The sequence below is a fragment of the Psychroserpens citreus genome (genome assembly GCF_055686305.1).
In genome coordinates, this window is record NZ_CM145999.1 from 74502 (window position 1) to 91101 (window position 16600).

Genomic DNA, 16600 nt, shown 5'->3' on the forward strand with positions numbered 1-16600 from the left:
GCTCAAGGTGACCAACATTAATTATTTTTTAATAGCTCATCAATAGTTCTTTTCACAGTATCACTATTCCAATCTGCAGCTCCAGATTTATCTATAACGATGCCTCCTTTTGTATCAATTATAAATGTTCTTGGAATTGAAGTTACATTAAATTCTGAAGGATACGCAGATACAGATTGATATACTTCAAAACTGTAATTCTTGCGAGTCATAAATTTATTCAACACGTCTTTGTCCTCATTCGACACAAATAAAAACACAATATTATCGTTAGATTTATAACGCTTATATAATACATCAAGACTTGACATTTCTGCAATACATGGTGGACACCAAGTTGCCCAAAAATTAATGACGATGACTTTTCCTTCTGCAGTATGAAAATCAAAATCGTTTCCATTAGTGTCTTGCAATTTCCAATCGTAGCTTAATAAAGACTGACGCTCTGAAACATCAATAACGGAAGGCTTTACAATTAATGCGATGCCCTTATTTACAAAAACCTGAATAGGTGTTCTTGTTTGCGGTATTAAAAGCAATACAATGATTGCGATAAAAATAAGGTTATAGATTTTCGATCTTTTTGGTTTTGTCATCATCATATTAATAAGAAACGCACTATCGTAGTCGATAATGCGCTTCAAATCTAACAACAAAAACTCTAAATGTTGTTTGGTTTGTATCATAATGATACGAGACTAATTAATTTCTTGTTACCGTACCTGTAGGTAACGACCCTAAATTCTGTCCAAAACTATGTGTTGCAGGAGCAGTATCACTCCCAGCTGTTCCAACTAAAGGCTTAATTGTAAAAGGAGCTGGTGAATTATCTGGCACAGGTTCTACTGAAATAACAACCATACGTCCTCTTACATCTAACGGGAATGTTTCACCTGTAGGAGCATTTAAAAAGAAATCTTCTCCTGGTACAGGAGGCCCTGGCTGAGAGGTTTCGCTAAATGGTGCTGATGCATCAGCCATATCAAATGCTGTAAAAGTTCCTGTAGTTAAAGGACCTGAATCACCTACAACCCATCCTTCATAAGCCCAACCTTCTGGCAATACAGGCAAATCAAAATTTGGTGTTGGTGGCATTCCTGGTGTTCCAAACCAAACACCATACTCATCATTTCCGTTATTTGTTCCAGTCTCATCCGTTGGTGTTCTTAAAAAAAACATTCCAGAAGCAGAACTAAAATCACCTATAAGACCAGTATTCACTGTTGCTGAATTATTCGTAAATTCTCCTTGCAATATTTTTGTTGCTGCTGGAGCTGGATCTGGATCAATAGCTGGTTCAATTGAAAGCACAAAAGCAGTTGCACTATTCAACTGTGCTGTATTAATTGAGAAGGTCTGTGGAAATGTCACGCTTGAGAATGTTCCAGTAGACACTGGAGATCCATTAACAATAATCCAACCTTCATAGACGAAATCATCTCCTAGCGCTTCTAAACCACTAAGATTAAGTACTAAATCAGAATTTGTAGGACCACTACTATCGTCATCACTACTGCAGGAAGAGGCAAAAATACCTAGTGCCAAAACTGCTAAAAACATTTTTTTAATCATCACTTTATAATTTTAAAATTCATACTTCAAAATTATAACTCGTTATGCTCATAAAATGTTAGCTAGCTAACACAAGTGAAAAAAATAAATATTTAAGCCGAATGTTTTAAGATTCTAATCTCCTTTCTGTTGAAATTAAGATAGTTTTCTTCTTTAAGTTCATTAAGAAGAATATTGAGTGTAGGTCTTGAAGTACCAATGAGAGATGCTATATCTTTTTGTGTATAAGGATGTTTGATAACATGATCTCCTGTTTTAGGGCAATCATAACCATAATCGGTACAAAGCTCATCTAAAAATTCTACAAGTCTTGTTTTGGTATCTTTAAATAAAAGCAATTGAAGACGACGCTCTAGTTTTTTGAATTTAAATCCGATAAACTTATACACCTTAAAACTAAAGGTTTGATTATCTCGCATTAATTCGTGCATCGTTGTAACTCCAATTGGACAAATTGATGTGGAGTTATCAATTGATTGTGCAAACTCATCTCTCTTATTATCTCCAAGAATTGCTTTTTCACCAAATAGTTCACCTCGAGAAAGAATTGCTTTTACAATTTCGTCTCCATTTTCATTATAATAACCAATCTTTACTTTTCCTTTTTCAATAAGATACACTTTGTTAGCTGAATCTTCTTCAAAATAGATATAGTCTTTTTTCTTGTAGGCATCAAAATCATGGTCGCTTTTGTATGCCTTAAATTTATGAGGACAAAGTACCTTGAATAGGTTAACATCGTCAAAGAACCACATTGACTGCATTTGGAGTATTTTTTTGTTAGATATAGCTGTGGTCGTTATAAGATCTTAATACTTACACCAAAGCAAAAAAAAAGCCCTTGACATGTCAAGAGCTTTTCGTTTTATATTCAAAAACGACTTAAGCGGCGTTTTCTTTCTTGATTAAGTTTAAAGCAGAACCTTCATTATACCAATCAATTTGAGACTGGTTATAGGTATGATTTACTTTAATTGTATCTGTGCTTCCATCTGCATGCACAACTTCGATTGTTAATTGCTTGTCTGGTGCAAACTCATTTAAATCCACAAAGTTAAAGGTATCATCCTCTTGAATTAAATCGTAATCATTTTCATTTGCAAAAGTTAAGCCCAACATTCCTTGCTTTTTAAGGTTTGTTTCGTGGATACGTGCAAACGATTTTACAATCACAGCTGCAACACCTAAATGACGTGGTTGCATCGCTGCATGCTCACGTGATGAACCTTCTCCATAGTTATGATCTCCAATCACCACAGATTTAACTCCTGCAGCTTTATAAGCTCTAGCCGTATCTGGAACACCACCATACTCCCCAGTTAATTGGTTTTTAACAAAGTTAGTTTTCTTACCAAAGGCATTCACCGCACCAATTAAAGTGTTATTGGCAATATTATCTAAATGCCCACGGAAACGCAACCAAGGTCCTGCCATTGAAATATGGTCGGTTGTACATTTTCCAAAAGCTTTAATTAACAATTTAGCTCCTGTTATAGAATCACCTAATGGCACAAAAGGTGTTAATAATTGTAATCTTTCTGAATTTGAAGCCACATTTACTTCAACACCACTACCATCTGCCATAGGTGCTAAATATCCATTATCATCAACATCAAACCCTTTAGGAGGTAATTCCCATCCTGTTGGCTCATCAAGCATCACTTCTTCTCCATTCTCATTGATTAATTTATCTGTCATTGGATTAAAATCTAAACGACCAGCAATAGCAATGGCAGCAGTTAATTCTGGAGAAGCTACAAAGGCATGTGTATTAGGGTTTCCGTCAGCACGCTTTGCAAAGTTTCTATTGAACGAGTGTACGATACTGTTTTTAGGTGCGTTCTTAGGATCTTCATAACGTGCCCACTGACCAATACATGGTCCACAAGCATTAGTAAAGATTTTAGCATCTAATTTTTCAAAGATTTCTAAAATACCATCTCTTTCAGTTGTATATCTTACCATTTCAGAACCTGGATTAATACCAAACTCTGCTTTAGTTTTTAATCCTTTATCTAAGGCTTGCTGAGCTACAGATGAGGCACGCGACAAATCTTCATAAGAAGAGTTGGTACATGATCCAATTAATCCCCATTCTACTTTCAACGGCCAATCATTAGCTTTCGCTTTTTCAGTCATTGTTGACCCAACAGCTGTTGATAAATCTGGCGTAAAAGGCCCATTTAATAACGGATTTAATTCAGATAAGTTGATATCAATAACTTGATCAAAGTATTGCTCAGGATTTGCGTACACCTCTGCATCACCTGTTAGATACTCTTTAACAGCATTAGCAGCATCTGCTACATCTGGTCTATCAGTAGCACGTAAGTAACGCTCCATAGCCTCGTCATATCCAAATGTAGATGTGGTTGCTCCTATTTCGGCTCCCATATTACAAATGGTTCCTTTTCCTGTGCACGACATTCCTGTTGCTCCTGGCCCGAAATATTCTACAATAGCACCTGTTCCTCCTTTTACAGTTAAGATATCTGCTACTTTTAAAATAACGTCTTTAGGTGCCGTCCAACCCGATAATTTACCTGTTAATCTTACACCTATTAACTTCGGAAATTTCAACTCCCAAGCCATACCAGCCATGACATCCACAGCATCAGCTCCACCAACACCAATGGCTACCATTCCTAAACCTCCAGCATTCACTGTATGAGAATCAGTTCCAATCATCATTCCCCCTGGAAAAGCATAATTTTCAAGTACTACTTGATGAATAATTCCTGCTCCTGGTTTCCAAAAACCAATTCCATATTTATTTGATACAGATTCTAAGAAATTAAATACTTCATTACTCGTATTAATTGCATGTTGCAAATCTGTAGATGCTCCATTTTTTGCTTGAATCAAATGATCACAATGTACCGTTGTAGGAACTGCCACTTTGTGCTTCCCTGCTTGCATAAACTGTAATAAAGCCATTTGAGCTGTTGCATCTTGACATGCGACTCTATCTGGTGCAAAATCTACATAATCTTTACCTCGAGTAAACGCTTTGGTAGGTTGTCCATCCCAAAGATGTGAATATAAAATTTTCTCTGAAAGTGTCAATGGTTTACCAACAATGTCACGAGCTGCATCAACGCGTTCCGACATGTTTGCATAAACCTTCTTTATCATGTCTATATCAAAAGCCATATATCTTATTTAAAGGTTAATTATCGATTAAAAGTCTTGCAAAATTACAAATTTTAATACACATTAAAAAATATGTAATAAAATGCTAAAAACATTGAATATAAATCAATAAACCATAACAATATCTGACTTTAAATAGAAAATTAGCAAATAAATTATATGATATTTATTAAATTAACAATTTCGCTTTATTTAAAATGATTCTTAATTTTATTGTGGTCTCGAAGATTTGTCATAGGTCTTTCGAAAAGACGATATAAAAGATATGACAAGACAAAGGTAAGTGCAACATACGCTATTAAATAGATCATTAATGCTGTTGTTGACAACTCTTCTGTTGGAAATACATGCTTCATTAACTGCAAGACTACCGAATAATGAATTAAATACATCGAATACGATATTAAGCTGATCATTGTAATTGGAATCAAAAAGGCTTTAGGCGATGATTTCATCTCAGATAATAGTGGTAAAAATAATGCTATAGCAATACTATTTACTGGTAAATACAAGACATTCCAAAACAAAGGATGTGTTTCTATAAATATACGTTGGATAGGCACAACGATGTTTAATCCCAAAAAAAGCACCACTCCAATACACAAACATAGATATCGATAACGTTTCCATGACACCATTTTAGTCATCGCAATATATGCAGCTAAAACCCCATAATAGATTGCATCTATCCTATATAAGGTGACTGCTTTCAAATTTATATTCCAGAACATCATATTAGTATCTGGCTGGTTTGAGTTATACCATATCTTGGTTATTCCAAAACATAAAATGATTAAAATAGTAATCCCCAAGAATAAATGAGATTTGCTAATCTTTAGTTTTAAAAATAGTACTAAATACAACAACAATGGGCCAATGATATAGCCAAACTCTTCAATAGGCAAACTCCAAGATTCTCCAAAGAATAATGGCATTTCCCAAGCAAAATTTTGCATAAAAAAAGCATATTGCCATAATTGTTCGGGTAAAGTTATTCCTAAATATAAGGCTAATAGAATATTAAAAATTAAAATAAGATAGTAATTAGGCAGTGTTCTAAACCAACGTCTCACCCAAAAATATACTAGCTTTTTAAAGCTAAATTCTGGAGCTGTAAACAACTGAAAAATGAGTCGTCCAATTAAAAAACCACTAAGTACAAAAAAGATTTCGACACCCAATACACCAGCAATACTTAAGAGATCAGTAAGTGTATTTTTTGTTCGAGGAAATATCCAAACGGCATGCGAAGCAACTACCAAAAGTATAGCCATTGCTCGCATGAGATCTAATCCAAAAATTCGTTTGTTGTAATCTATTTTCATTTATAATATCAAGCCGATGCTAAGATCAGCATTTTTTTTATACTGAGTGTTTCATTACATTTGATTATACACAATACATTATGCACAAGAGGTTTAAATTTATACTAATTTTTCTGGTAATAGTTCTCGTAGGAGGCTTTATTTATTATAAGTCTTTAAAAACACGACACCAAGAACTTATAAAATCAAAAATTTACTATACGTTAAATCTGGTAGATTCTGAATGGAAAAAAGAACTAAGCGACGATAAAGCCGTTTTTACGTCTCCAACATTTGTGATTAGCAATATTTATAAATCGATGGAAGGTCCAAAATCAGACCAATATGTTGTCATTGATGATAGCAAGGAGGAGCTGCTCTATCTTACAGGTTTTAAAACCAATGCTGTGTCTTCTGATGAGACACGAAAAATGTCTAATGACTTTGTATGTCACACCAACTTTGAGTATCGCGATGCCGAGCATTACAACAGATGGAATATGACTAATCGCATCAATTCTCAATACCCAAGAATTACATCAATTAGCAATGGTGTTGAACAGTTTAAATTACCAGATGGGTTTGGTTTTCCTGTTTTTTCCAATGAACGTTTATTTATTAACGCACAAGCTCTTAATCATAACATAACCGATTCTACGTTTAATATTAAACATAAAATTGAAATAGAATACCAAAAGCATAGTAAGAAACCATTAATTCCGTTACAACCGAAAACGGTATTTATGATGTTTCCATACGATCCTAATGATCCCTTTAAAGGCCCTACAGAGCAACTACCAAATGCTTGTATTCCTGTAGAAACTAAAAATCACTCCTATTTAGACAACCAAGGCAATGCCTTGTCAGGACATTGGATTATTTCATCCGGAACGCATAGTTATGCCTATGATGCTTCTCAACAATTACAAATCAAAGACAGCATTCGTTTGCACCAAATCACCTCGCATTTACATCCTTTTGCAAATCGTTTTCAGTTGAGAGACAAAACTACTGGTGAAGTGATTTATGATTGTAAGAGTGAAAATTTTAAAAACAAAATAGGATTAAAAAACACACCTTCATTTTCTAGTCAAAAAGGAATTTGGATGTATGAAGACCACATCTATGAAATGCTTCTTGATATTGATAATGTTACAGACAAAGATCAAGAAATGATGGCAAGTATGGCTATCTTTTATTATGATCCAGAAATGTATGATAAGATAAAGGTTCTTAAACTCTAGTGTATTGAAATTTAAATCTCTCATACTTTTATTTCTGTTAGTAGCTGCTTGTAAAAAGCAAAATACCGAACTTCCTGTTTTAAGTTACAATTATTTAGATGGAAAAAAAGTTCCTTATACAATTGACACCTTTAAATTTATCAATCAGGATGGAGACACCATTACTGGCGAATCTACCAAAGGCAAAGTACACACCATAAACTTTTTCTTTACGACCTGTCCTTCTATTTGTCCGCCAATGCGTCTCAAACAGCAAGATATCATGGAGACATTTTCAGGCGAAGATAGTTTTAAACAGTATTCTATTTCTATCGATTTTAAAAGAGATAGTATAGAGCAGTTACAGTATTATTCAAAACTACATGGTATTAACTCAGCGCAATGGCACTTACTTCGTGCTTCTTCTGAAGCAGAATTGGAGGAAATGGCTACACTTTTAAAGACCAATTTTAAGCCCAATGAAGATGGTACAGACTTCTACCATTCAAGCTATGTGGCTTTAATTGACAAAAAGCAATTTATACGAGGATTTTATGATATTCTGAAAGTGGAAGAAGTTGCGCTTTTAAAACAAGATATTGAGCATTTATTAAGTCAATAAAAAAGCGACTACTAAAAACTAGTAATCGCTTTCATTAATTTATTATATATCAATTTATTGAAATACAGTATAACTTAAGTTATTGAAACTTCCTGTGTATTCAATATTTTCTCCATTTGGGTCATTAAAGTTTCTCATCAATACATCAAACGTCCCAGACACTGTTAAGTTTCCTGAATTGTTATTGCTAATGGTAATATGACCAATATCTGTACCTTCTTCATTCAATTCAGAAACAAAATACTCTTGACCAAGTATATATGTTACTAAGGCCTCATCGCAAAATGTAATACCATCAATGGTTTCACAATCGGTATCTGGTCCCATTTCAGTATTCGTATTATATGACTTTTCAACAACACCATCTTCTGGCGGATTCTGAAATTCCCAATTAGAAATTGAAAGAACAAATGTTCCTCCATCAAAATCACAGCGCAAATCCATACGTCTTACTCCTTGATTATTTTGTGATGTAATAATGAGCGTGTTATTAATATTTTCACCTTGATAAGTAACACCATCTCTTATAACTGTAAATGATGCTTCACCTCCTCCGTCTGAGGAATTGTCATCACTACTGCATGATAAAATTGTAAGTGTAATAAACGCTAGGGCAAATAATTTAATCTTCATAAATATTTAAGTTGTTGATTTAGAAGACTAAAATACTAATAGTTTTTTAGAATAAGCTTTCAATAATTTGCTTATCTGAAATCCCTTCGGCTTCGGCTTTATAATTTTTAATAATTCTATGTCGAAGAATTCCAGGAGCAACCGCTTGTATGTTTTCAATATCTGGCGAAAACTTACCATGAATTGCCGCATGTGTTTTTGCCGCTAGAATTAAATTTTGAGAAGCCCTAGGCCCTGCTCCCCAATCTACAAACTCAGCCACCAATTCTGAAGCTGTAGACGCCTTTGGTCTTGTTTTACTTACCATACTAACAGCATACTCAATCACATTGTCAGCAACTGGAATTCGGCGAATAACATTCTGAAAGTCTATGATTTCCTGAGCAGTAAATAAAGCATTAACTTGTGTTTGTACATCTGTAGTAGTTGCTTTCACCACTTGAACTTCTTCTTCAAACGTTGGGTATTCTAAGTTTATCGCAAACATAAAACGGTCTAATTGTGCTTCAGGCAAAGGATAGGTTCCTTCCTGTTCAATTGGGTTTTGTGTTGCTAAAACAAAATATGGCAAGCTTAACTTATAATGATGTCCAGACACTGTCACGGCACGTTCTTGCATGGCTTCTAATAGTGCAGCCTGAGTTTTTGGAGGTGTACGATTGATTTCATCGGCTAATATGATATTAGCAAATATTGGCCCTTTAATAAATTTAAACTGTCTATTCTCGTCTAATATTTCACTACCTAAAATATCGCTAGGCATTAAATCTGGAGTAAATTGAATACGTTTAAAATCTAAACCTAAAGCTTGAGCAATGGTATTCACCATTAAGGTTTTTGCCAAACCTGGAACACCTATTAATAAAGAGTGACCGCCTGAAAAAATAGAAATCAAAATTTGATTTACCACATCATCTTGCCCTACAATTACTTTGGCAACTTCGGTTTTTAGGGCTTGATATTTTTTTACAAACTGTTCTATTGCAGCGACGTCAGACATATTATTCTTTTTCAGTTTTTAACCAGTTACTTTTAAAATCACACCCTTTGTAATCATCATTAATCTTCACATAAGTATCATAAATCTTTTCCTCCTGCCATTTCTTAATTTCCTTATATTGCTTTTCTTGTAAGGCTAAATTTTTGATCTTTAAATAATCTCTAGCAAAATCAGCTTTATGCTCATCAATTCTATCAGTAACTGTTAGAATCTTAAATTTGATTGGATTAATTCTGTCCTGATCTTCTAATACCAAACTAATCTCATCATCTTTTAAGTCCTGAATTTGACCATATAGCTCAGGATCCATTTTAGTTAATTCCAATTTAGAATCTTGCGTGTAAGGGTTAATTAACTTACCGCCTTCAAATTTTGTTTCTTCTTCGTCACTAAACTCTCTCGCTGCATCAGCAAAAGTTAAATCTCCAGCAATAATTTGCTCTCTCACTTTAGTAATCTCTTCACGCGCTGCTGTAATAGATTCTTCTGTAATTTCAGGACGCAATAAAATGTGACGAACATCATATTCCTGACCTCTAATTTTTTCCAGTAAGATAATGTGGTATCCAAAATCGGTCTCAAACGGTTCAGAAATTTCACCTTCTTGCAAAGAAAAAGCGACATCTCTAAACTCTTTAACCATTTGCGGACGCTTTCTATTTAAGGTATACATTCCACCTTTCTTCTTTGCAGCAACATCATCAGAATAAAATACAGCTTTAGTCGTAAAGCTTGCTCCGTTTTCGATAACATCGGCTTTAAATTCTTTTAATCTATCAATAACAGCTTGCTTAGAGGCTTCAGTGATTTCAGGAATAACTACAATCTGAGCGACTTCAAGCTCGGTACCAAACTCAGGTAAAGAATCTTTAGGAATACTATTAAAGTACTCTCTTACTTCTTCTGGAGTAACCTCAACATCTTCAATAATTTTACGTTGCATATCTGAAGCCAACTTTGCGTTCTTGTTGATTTCGAACATTTCTTCTCGTAAACTTTGCTCACTATCTTTATTATAGAATTCTAATAATTCTTGCATAGACCCCTTTTGCTCTAAGAATCTGCTCATCTGCTGTTCTATATTAGATCGAATTTCAAGCTCATTCACAGTAATACTATCTTGAATTGCATGATGTGCGTACAATTTATCTTCTAAAAGCTTCCCAAATAATTCACATCTCGTGATATTTGCAATAGATACACCTCTTGCTTGAAGCTGAATATATTCTTTATCAATATCAGAATCTAAGACTACATAATCTCCAATTACTGCGGCAACACCATCTACTTTTTTACGAGCAGAATTTTGGGTAGAATCCATTGTTTTTTTTGTAGTATCAACGACATCATCGATAATCTCTTGTCCAGCAGACATTTGCACAGTAAATACACACAACACAATAGTTGCGATTAGTGTTTTAATTGTAGATTTCAAATTGTTTGTTTTTAATTGCATCTTTGGTAATATCTTTTTCAAGTTGTTTAATCAACTCCAATTTTCTTTTATTAATTACAATCTGTTTAATCGTAGGTTTTACGTATTCTAAAGGCGCTAAATCATTCTGATTCAATACGTCTTTAATTTGCATCAAATATAGGTCTAATGAATCTTTGAGTTGTACAAAATTAGATTTTTTTAACAGTTCTTTTTTGTTTTCTGAATTAAGCACACTAATCTTCTCTGTAATTTGCGACGCCTTAACCCACATAGAATCATTAAGCGAATAGGTTTTAAATTGTACAGAGATTGAATCTAAATATCGCTTATCCTGATTATCGAAACGCCTGAAACGTTCTTTAATTTCATCTTCATTTATAGCATTTTGAGGGATAGTTATGTATCTAAATTTAACCAGTTCTTCATTAAGCTTGAAGGTTTCTTGATTGGCTTCATATACACTTTGAGCGTCTTCGAGATTTACAACAGTATCAATACTTTTGTTTACTAAAGCCTCTAAGTAAGCTTTGGTATATAAATCATTTTTATACTGATTAACCAGCTTATTGAAATCGGCTTGCTTGCCTTGTGGCAAATTACGTTCGGCACCATCTAACAAGAGTTGTTGCGTTGCCCAACGATTGATATAACTCGTTACGATTTGTGTGCTGTCTTCTTTAGGAGTCCCTTCAATAACTAGTTCTTTAATGTCTTCTTCGTACAAATATACGTCTCCAACTCTAGCCACAGGAACTCTATCGTCTGTCTCTTTAAAGACATCGCAAGAACACATGCAACACAGCCCTAATATGATTACCGAAAGCTTTTTCAATCCTATTTTAAAATTTGTTTCTTCACGCGCTTCAAGACCTTATTATCAACCTTAACCTCAAACCGTTCATTAAGATCTTTAACCCAATTCTCTTCAATATAATTTTGATAGTCACTCACCACTTTACCCCTTGCTTCGTCTAGCGTTTTGTTAGCCGCTGGTAATACATTGTTTACTTTTATAACGTGATATGCGTCATTGTACTGATATATTTTAGAAATCCCTGTTTTAAATTCTAAGCCTTCAGGTAAAGAAGGATCTCCTTTTTCAAAAATATCAGGAGTAGTAATCACATTAAGTCCATCTGTTGCATTTAAGCTTTTTAGGATATTCTCTTCAGAAGTGCCATTAATCAATTCTTGCTTTGCTTTTTCGATGGCCGATTTTGATGCCGATGACAATATAACAGCATCGATACGATCATTCCACACATAGCTTGATTGATGATTGTTATAGTAGTTTTCTAATCCAACAGAATCTTTAGATGCTGCATTCCAAACTTCTTTTTCCATAAGATCGAATAATAATAATCCGTCTCTATATTCCTTTAATACAAAAGCAAAATCTTCATTTTCAAACTCCAAATTATCTTCACGATACTTCAACACTTTTGTTTCTAAAAAGTTTTGATACTCAGTATTAACTACAGCTTTAGCACTTGCTTTTCTTCTGTAATATTTACGCTGATTAGCCATAAGGTAATCTAAAAAGTCTTTGTTGGAATAAGTTGTATTACCATCAATTGTAATCAGTATATTTTCTGCTTGAAAATTCTCGGGAGCCTTCCAGGCTTGGTTAAAATAATCATCATTTAAAATACTCTCAAAATATGTTAAACTTTCTGCATTTTCCTTAACATTATATTGAGTCATCAATTTTTTAACCATAGCCGAATTAATCAACTTAGACCTTGTATCACGCTTTACTTTATTTTGAAGTGCTACTTTAACCTCTTCAAATGGTTGGATACCTTTCTTGCGAATCAATTTTACGATGTGCCAACCAAAATCGGTTTTAAACGGCTCGGAAATATCATTTGGATGTTCTAAAGAAAATGCCACATCTTCAAATGCTTTTGAACTTAATTGTCCACCTTTAAACGGAGACAACACACCACCTTTATTAGACGAGCTTTTATCATCTGAAAATTGCTTTGCTAGAGACTCAAACTTTTCACCTTCTTGTATCTTTTTATAAATTTGTTTGATACGATCTTCTGGTACAACAGTACTATCTTTTTGTTTATTAGACACCATAATATGTGCTACTGTAACTTCGCCAAGTGCTTTACGCTTGTCTTGTACTTTAACCACATGATAGCCAAAACGCGTTCTAAACGGCATTGACACTTCTCCAACAGGAGTATTAAAGGCAGCTGTTTCAAATGGATATACCATTTTAAAGCCTCCAAAATAACCTAAGTCTTCAGCAAATATAGTTTGTCCATTATGAACCTCTTTTTGTACCGTCTCAAACCCTTCATTCAAAATACGCTCGCGCAAACCTAATAACTGATTATAAACCGCAAGTGTATCTGTTTCAGTTTGATCTATTCTCACCAATATATGCGACGCCTTTACATCGTTTGTTGTACGTTCGTAAGCTTCTTTTACCAAGGCGTCTGTTACTTTATTATCAGACATATAATTTTTGGTAAGTTGGTTTTTATAGTTATTAAACTCTCTTAAATATTTTTCATCTTTATCGAGTTCTAAACGACGTGCCTCTTTCACTTTAAGTTGATAATTCACAAAAAGGTCGAGATAAGCATCAATATCTTTTTGAGATTCGTCTTTAACCAATTCGAGGTTTTTATTGTATACCCTTATAAACTCTGTAGCCTTAACAGGTTCTCCATCTACTGTAAATAGCACATCAGTATCTTTTACTTGTGCCTGAGTTATTAAGGCAATACAAAGACAAAGTGCTGTTGTTAATAGTTTCATATAACTTTTTATATTCATTTTAATGCTTGTATTACATTCTTTATGCCAAAACGCATCGTAAGATTTTATAACAATTCTACGTTGAATTATGGTCACAAATTTCAGCAAAAATAACACAATTCACCTATAAAACAAGTTGCTTTTCTCTAAACGTTTTGCAAGCAAAATTTAGTATTAATACTTCCATATTACACAATTAATAATCTTAGGAAAACTACCACTCATCTAAAATTATTGCGCTTAACCTCAAAATCTATTGTTATTGCTTAAAACTGTATATCTTTAACAAGAATTATCCCTCTATATTCAAAATGAAATATACTACAGAAATAAAGGTAAATGTGCCTTTAGATGAGTTCATTAAAAAAATGGACAACGTTGAAAACTTAAAACATTGGCAACGAGGATTGGTATCTGCAGAGCACATTTCTGGTGATCCAGGCGAATTAGGAGCCAAGATGAAATTATGTTATCTGTTTGGTAAACGCAAGATGGAATTAATTGAAACCATAACCAAACGTAATTTCCCTGATGAGTTTCATGCTAACTACACCACCAAAAGCATGCACAATGTACAGCATAACTATTTTGAAAAAACAAATGAAGGATTTACTAAATGGACTTCCGAAAGTGAATTTTTACCATTAAATTTGGTGATGCGAATTATGCTCTTTTTGATGCCTAGTGCATTTAAAAAGCAATCCTTAAAATATATGAAGGATTTTAAAAATTTCGCCGAAAACGGAACATCTGTCGCCAATGCGTAAACTGAAATTGATTTGGGATTTTCGTGGTCCTGATGCTTTGAAAATTGCTGAACACCATGACAAACATCTCAAAGAATACATTGCTATTCAACATACTAATCTCAACATTACAGGATTTGAGCAGCTTAATGCTATGCATAGCATTGCTTATATGGTGGTAACCGATGACGAAATGAAACCCATACGTGATGCATTAAAACCACATCGCGGACAACTTTATACAGAATAAAAAAACACTATGAAAAAACTAAGTTTATTATGCGCTTTATTGGTCTTAACTTTTGCTTGCAAAGACGACAAAAAAACGAGCTCTCTAGACCAACCCTCGCCTACACCTTATGTTGAAGAAACACATTCATATGCTCAACCTAACGATGCTTCAATCAATCATTTAGACTTAAATATAAATGTTGATTTTAATCAAAAAATCATCAGTGGATCTGCCAACTATACCATTAACAACAACAATAAAGCTTCAAAAATCATTTTAGATTCTAAATTTTTAGAAATTGAACGCGCAGAAGCTGATGGCAAGCCAACAACGTTTACACTCGGTGCTTTTGATGAGGCTTTAGGGCAATCGCTAACAGTTGATATTTCCGAAGACACTAAAACCATAACTATATTTTATAAGACTACAGACAAAACTGAAGCTTTGCAATGGTTAAACCCACAACAAACGGCAGACAAAACACATCCGTTTTTATTTACGCAAGGCCAGGCAATTTTGACACGAAGTTGGATTCCTATTCAAGATAGCCCACAAATTAGAATTACCTACGATGCTAAGGTAAAAGTACCTTCTGAGTTATTGGCTGTTATGAGCGCAGAGAACCCGAAATCTAAAACCGATGATGGTGTATATCATTTTAAGATGAAGCAACCTATTTCTCCTTATTTGATGGCACTTGCTGTTGGGGATCTTGAATATAAAGCTATTAGTAATCGTACTGGAGTTTATGCAGAAAAGTCGATGATAGACAAAGCACAAGCTGAATTTATCGACATGGAAAAAATGGTTGTTGCTGCAGAAAACTTATATGGCGCTTATGATTGGGATCAATTTGATGTTATTGTTTTGCCTCCAAGTTTCCCTTTTGGCGGTATGGAAAATCCGCGTTTAACTTTTGCTACACCCACTGTTATTGCTGGAGACAAGAGTTTAACATCGCTTATTGCTCATGAGTTGGCACATTCGTGGTCTGGGAATTTGGTTACGAATGCCACATGGAATGACTTTTGGCTTAACGAAGGATTTACCGTGTATTTTGAAATTAGAATTATGGAAGCCCTTTACGGAAAAGAACGTGCTAATATGATTGCGCTTATTGGCAGACAAGATTTGGAAGAGGAAATTGAAGGATTTAAAGAGGAACCAGAAATGACCAAATTGAAATTGGATTTAAGCGGAAAAAATCCCGACGATGGTATGAATAGTATTGCTTATGATAAAGGTTATTTATTTTTAAGAACTCTAGAAGAAACTGTAGGTCGCGAAAAATTTGATGCTTTTCTGAAAAGCTATTTTAAGACGAATGCTTTTTCTACAGTGACTACTGAAGATTTTATTAGTTATTTGAATAGTAACTTGTTAGAACCAAACGGCGTAGATTTTAATACAGAAGCATGGATATATGAAGCAGGACTTCCTGAGAATCAAGCCATAATTGTTTCGGATAAGTTTGATAACGCCAAGCAAACTCTATCGGATTTTATACAAAACAAATCAGTAGATGTTTCAAAAACTAAAAATTGGACCACTCAAGAATGGGTCTATTTTATAAGAAATTTCCCAGAAACTATCACTATTGAAGATTTGGCACGATTTGATGCGGCCTTTGACTTTACCAACTCTGGAAATTCTCATATTGCTATGGTTTGGTACGAGCAAGCTATTAATCATGATTATCATGGCAATAATGTAGATCAAAAGATTGAGGACTTTCTAATACGTGTTGGCCGACGATGGTATGTCAATACCTTATTTAAGGCCTTTGAACGTAATGACAAAGTTGACGAAGCTTTGGCTATTTACAAAAAATCTAGAGCTAATTACCATTCGGTAACAGCTAATACTATTGATGCGCTTTTGGGTTATAAAGAATAAGTT

General features: G+C 34.1%; 15 protein-coding genes. 5 read left to right on the plus strand and 10 right to left on the minus strand.

From position 1 onward, the window contains the following. Positions 1-17: 17 nt before the first annotated feature. The 5 genes from ACTU6T_RS00405 to ACTU6T_RS00425 form a co-directional block, all read right to left on the minus strand. Positions 18-686 carry a TlpA family protein disulfide reductase gene (locus ACTU6T_RS00405; RefSeq protein WP_460219285.1) on the minus strand — a complete coding sequence of 223 codons (669 nt, stop codon included), beginning with the start codon at positions 684-686 and terminating at the stop codon, positions 18-20. Positions 687-702: 16 nt separating this feature from the next. After that, positions 703-1572, minus strand: coding sequence for an anti-sigma factor (locus ACTU6T_RS00410; protein WP_460219286.1), 870 nt, complete (start codon positions 1570-1572; stop codon positions 703-705). Positions 1573-1664: 92 nt separating this feature from the next. Further along, on the minus strand, positions 1665-2336 hold the full coding sequence (locus tag ACTU6T_RS00415) for a Crp/Fnr family transcriptional regulator (protein ID WP_460219287.1): 672 nt from the start codon (positions 2334-2336) through the stop codon (positions 1665-1667). Positions 2337-2454: 118 nt separating this feature from the next. Further along, positions 2455-4725 (minus strand): aconitate hydratase, encoded by a 2271-nt coding sequence (locus ACTU6T_RS00420; protein ID WP_460219288.1) that lies wholly within the window; start codon positions 4723-4725, stop codon positions 2455-2457. 188 nt (positions 4726-4913) lie between these two features. Further along, the gene (locus ACTU6T_RS00425) at positions 4914-6050 is read right to left on the minus strand and encodes an acyltransferase family protein (RefSeq protein ID WP_460219289.1); all 1137 of its coding nucleotides are present in this window, start codon (positions 6048-6050) and stop codon (positions 4914-4916) included. Between the two features lie 80 nt (positions 6051-6130). Here ACTU6T_RS00425 and ACTU6T_RS00430 point away from each other — a divergent pair, with 80 nt between their 5' ends. Then, a complete protein-coding gene (locus ACTU6T_RS00430) occupies positions 6131-7273 on the plus strand; it encodes a hypothetical protein (RefSeq protein WP_460219290.1) in 1143 nt (380 codons plus the stop codon). 4 nt (positions 7274-7277) lie between these two features. Next, positions 7278-7874: an SCO family protein gene (locus ACTU6T_RS00435; RefSeq protein WP_460219291.1), complete on the plus strand. Its 597-nt coding sequence runs from the start codon at positions 7278-7280 to the stop codon at positions 7872-7874. 54 nt (positions 7875-7928) lie between these two features. Here ACTU6T_RS00435 and ACTU6T_RS00440 read toward each other — a convergent pair whose 3' ends face one another. Genes ACTU6T_RS00440 through ACTU6T_RS00460 form a run of 5 tightly spaced genes read right to left on the minus strand, consistent with a single transcriptional unit; the run spans position 7929 to position 13723 of the window. Continuing rightward, positions 7929-8507, minus strand: a complete 579-nt coding sequence (locus ACTU6T_RS00440) for a hypothetical protein (RefSeq protein WP_460219292.1) — start codon at positions 8505-8507, stop codon at positions 7929-7931. 46 nt (positions 8508-8553) lie between these two features. Beyond that, positions 8554-9507: an AAA family ATPase gene (locus tag ACTU6T_RS00445; protein ID WP_460219293.1), complete on the minus strand. Its 954-nt coding sequence runs from the start codon at positions 9505-9507 to the stop codon at positions 8554-8556. Position 9508: 1 nt separating this feature from the next. After that, positions 9509-10942 carry a peptidylprolyl isomerase gene (locus ACTU6T_RS00450; RefSeq protein WP_460219294.1) on the minus strand — a complete coding sequence of 478 codons (1434 nt, stop codon included), beginning with the start codon at positions 10940-10942 and terminating at the stop codon, positions 9509-9511. Then, complete coding sequence (locus tag ACTU6T_RS00455; RefSeq protein ID WP_460219295.1) at positions 10926-11777, minus strand: peptidyl-prolyl cis-trans isomerase; 852 nt, start codon at positions 11775-11777, stop codon at positions 10926-10928. Before ACTU6T_RS00455 ends, ACTU6T_RS00450 begins: the two co-directional genes overlap by 17 nt. Before the next feature lie 2 nt (positions 11778-11779). Further along, positions 11780-13723 (minus strand): peptidylprolyl isomerase, encoded by a 1944-nt coding sequence (locus tag ACTU6T_RS00460; RefSeq protein ID WP_460219296.1) that lies wholly within the window; start codon positions 13721-13723, stop codon positions 11780-11782. Positions 13724-14034: 311 nt separating this feature from the next. Between ACTU6T_RS00460 and ACTU6T_RS00465 the strand changes: the two genes are divergently transcribed. From ACTU6T_RS00465 to ACTU6T_RS00475, 3 genes are read left to right on the plus strand one after another with little or no spacing between them, the layout of a single operon-like run. After that, the gene (locus ACTU6T_RS00465) at positions 14035-14490 is read left to right on the plus strand and encodes an SRPBCC family protein (protein WP_460219297.1); all 456 of its coding nucleotides are present in this window, start codon (positions 14035-14037) and stop codon (positions 14488-14490) included. Next, positions 14483-14719 carry a hypothetical protein gene (locus tag ACTU6T_RS00470; RefSeq protein WP_460219298.1) on the plus strand — a complete coding sequence of 79 codons (237 nt, stop codon included), beginning with the start codon at positions 14483-14485 and terminating at the stop codon, positions 14717-14719. The genes ACTU6T_RS00465 and ACTU6T_RS00470 overlap by 8 nt, the downstream gene beginning before the upstream one ends. 9 nt (positions 14720-14728) lie before the next feature. Next, entirely contained in the window at positions 14729-16597 is a 1869-nt protein-coding gene (locus tag ACTU6T_RS00475) for a M1 family metallopeptidase (RefSeq protein WP_460219299.1), read from the plus strand. The last annotated feature ends 3 nt before the right edge of the window (positions 16598-16600 follow it).

Bases quoted from the DNA above. Each gene is read 5' to 3' on its own strand.
- ACTU6T_RS00405 (WP_460219285.1), bottom strand. From the start codon at position 686: ATGATACAAACCAAACAACATTTAGAGTTTTTGTTGTTAGATTTGAAG.
- ACTU6T_RS00410 (WP_460219286.1), bottom strand. From the start codon at position 1,572: ATGATTAAAAAAATGTTTTTAGCAGTTTTGGCACTAGGTATTTTTGCC.
- ACTU6T_RS00415 (WP_460219287.1), bottom strand. From the start codon at position 2,336: ATGCAGTCAATGTGGTTCTTTGACGATGTTAACCTATTCAAGGTACTT.
- ACTU6T_RS00420 (WP_460219288.1), bottom strand. From the start codon at position 4,725: ATGGCTTTTGATATAGACATGATAAAGAAGGTTTATGCAAACATGTCG.
- ACTU6T_RS00425 (WP_460219289.1), bottom strand. From the start codon at position 6,050: ATGAAAATAGATTACAACAAACGAATTTTTGGATTAGATCTCATGCGA.
- ACTU6T_RS00430 (WP_460219290.1), top strand. From the start codon at position 6,131: ATGCACAAGAGGTTTAAATTTATACTAATTTTTCTGGTAATAGTTCTC.
- ACTU6T_RS00440 (WP_460219292.1), bottom strand. From the start codon at position 8,507: ATGAAGATTAAATTATTTGCCCTAGCGTTTATTACACTTACAATTTTA.
- ACTU6T_RS00445 (WP_460219293.1), bottom strand. From the start codon at position 9,507: ATGTCTGACGTCGCTGCAATAGAACAGTTTGTAAAAAAATATCAAGCC.
- ACTU6T_RS00460 (WP_460219296.1), bottom strand. From the start codon at position 13,723: ATGAAACTATTAACAACAGCACTTTGTCTTTGTATTGCCTTAATAACT.
- ACTU6T_RS00465 (WP_460219297.1), top strand. From the start codon at position 14,035: ATGAAATATACTACAGAAATAAAGGTAAATGTGCCTTTAGATGAGTTC.
- ACTU6T_RS00470 (WP_460219298.1), top strand. From the start codon at position 14,483: ATGCGTAAACTGAAATTGATTTGGGATTTTCGTGGTCCTGATGCTTTG.
- ACTU6T_RS00475 (WP_460219299.1), top strand. From the start codon at position 14,729: ATGAAAAAACTAAGTTTATTATGCGCTTTATTGGTCTTAACTTTTGCT.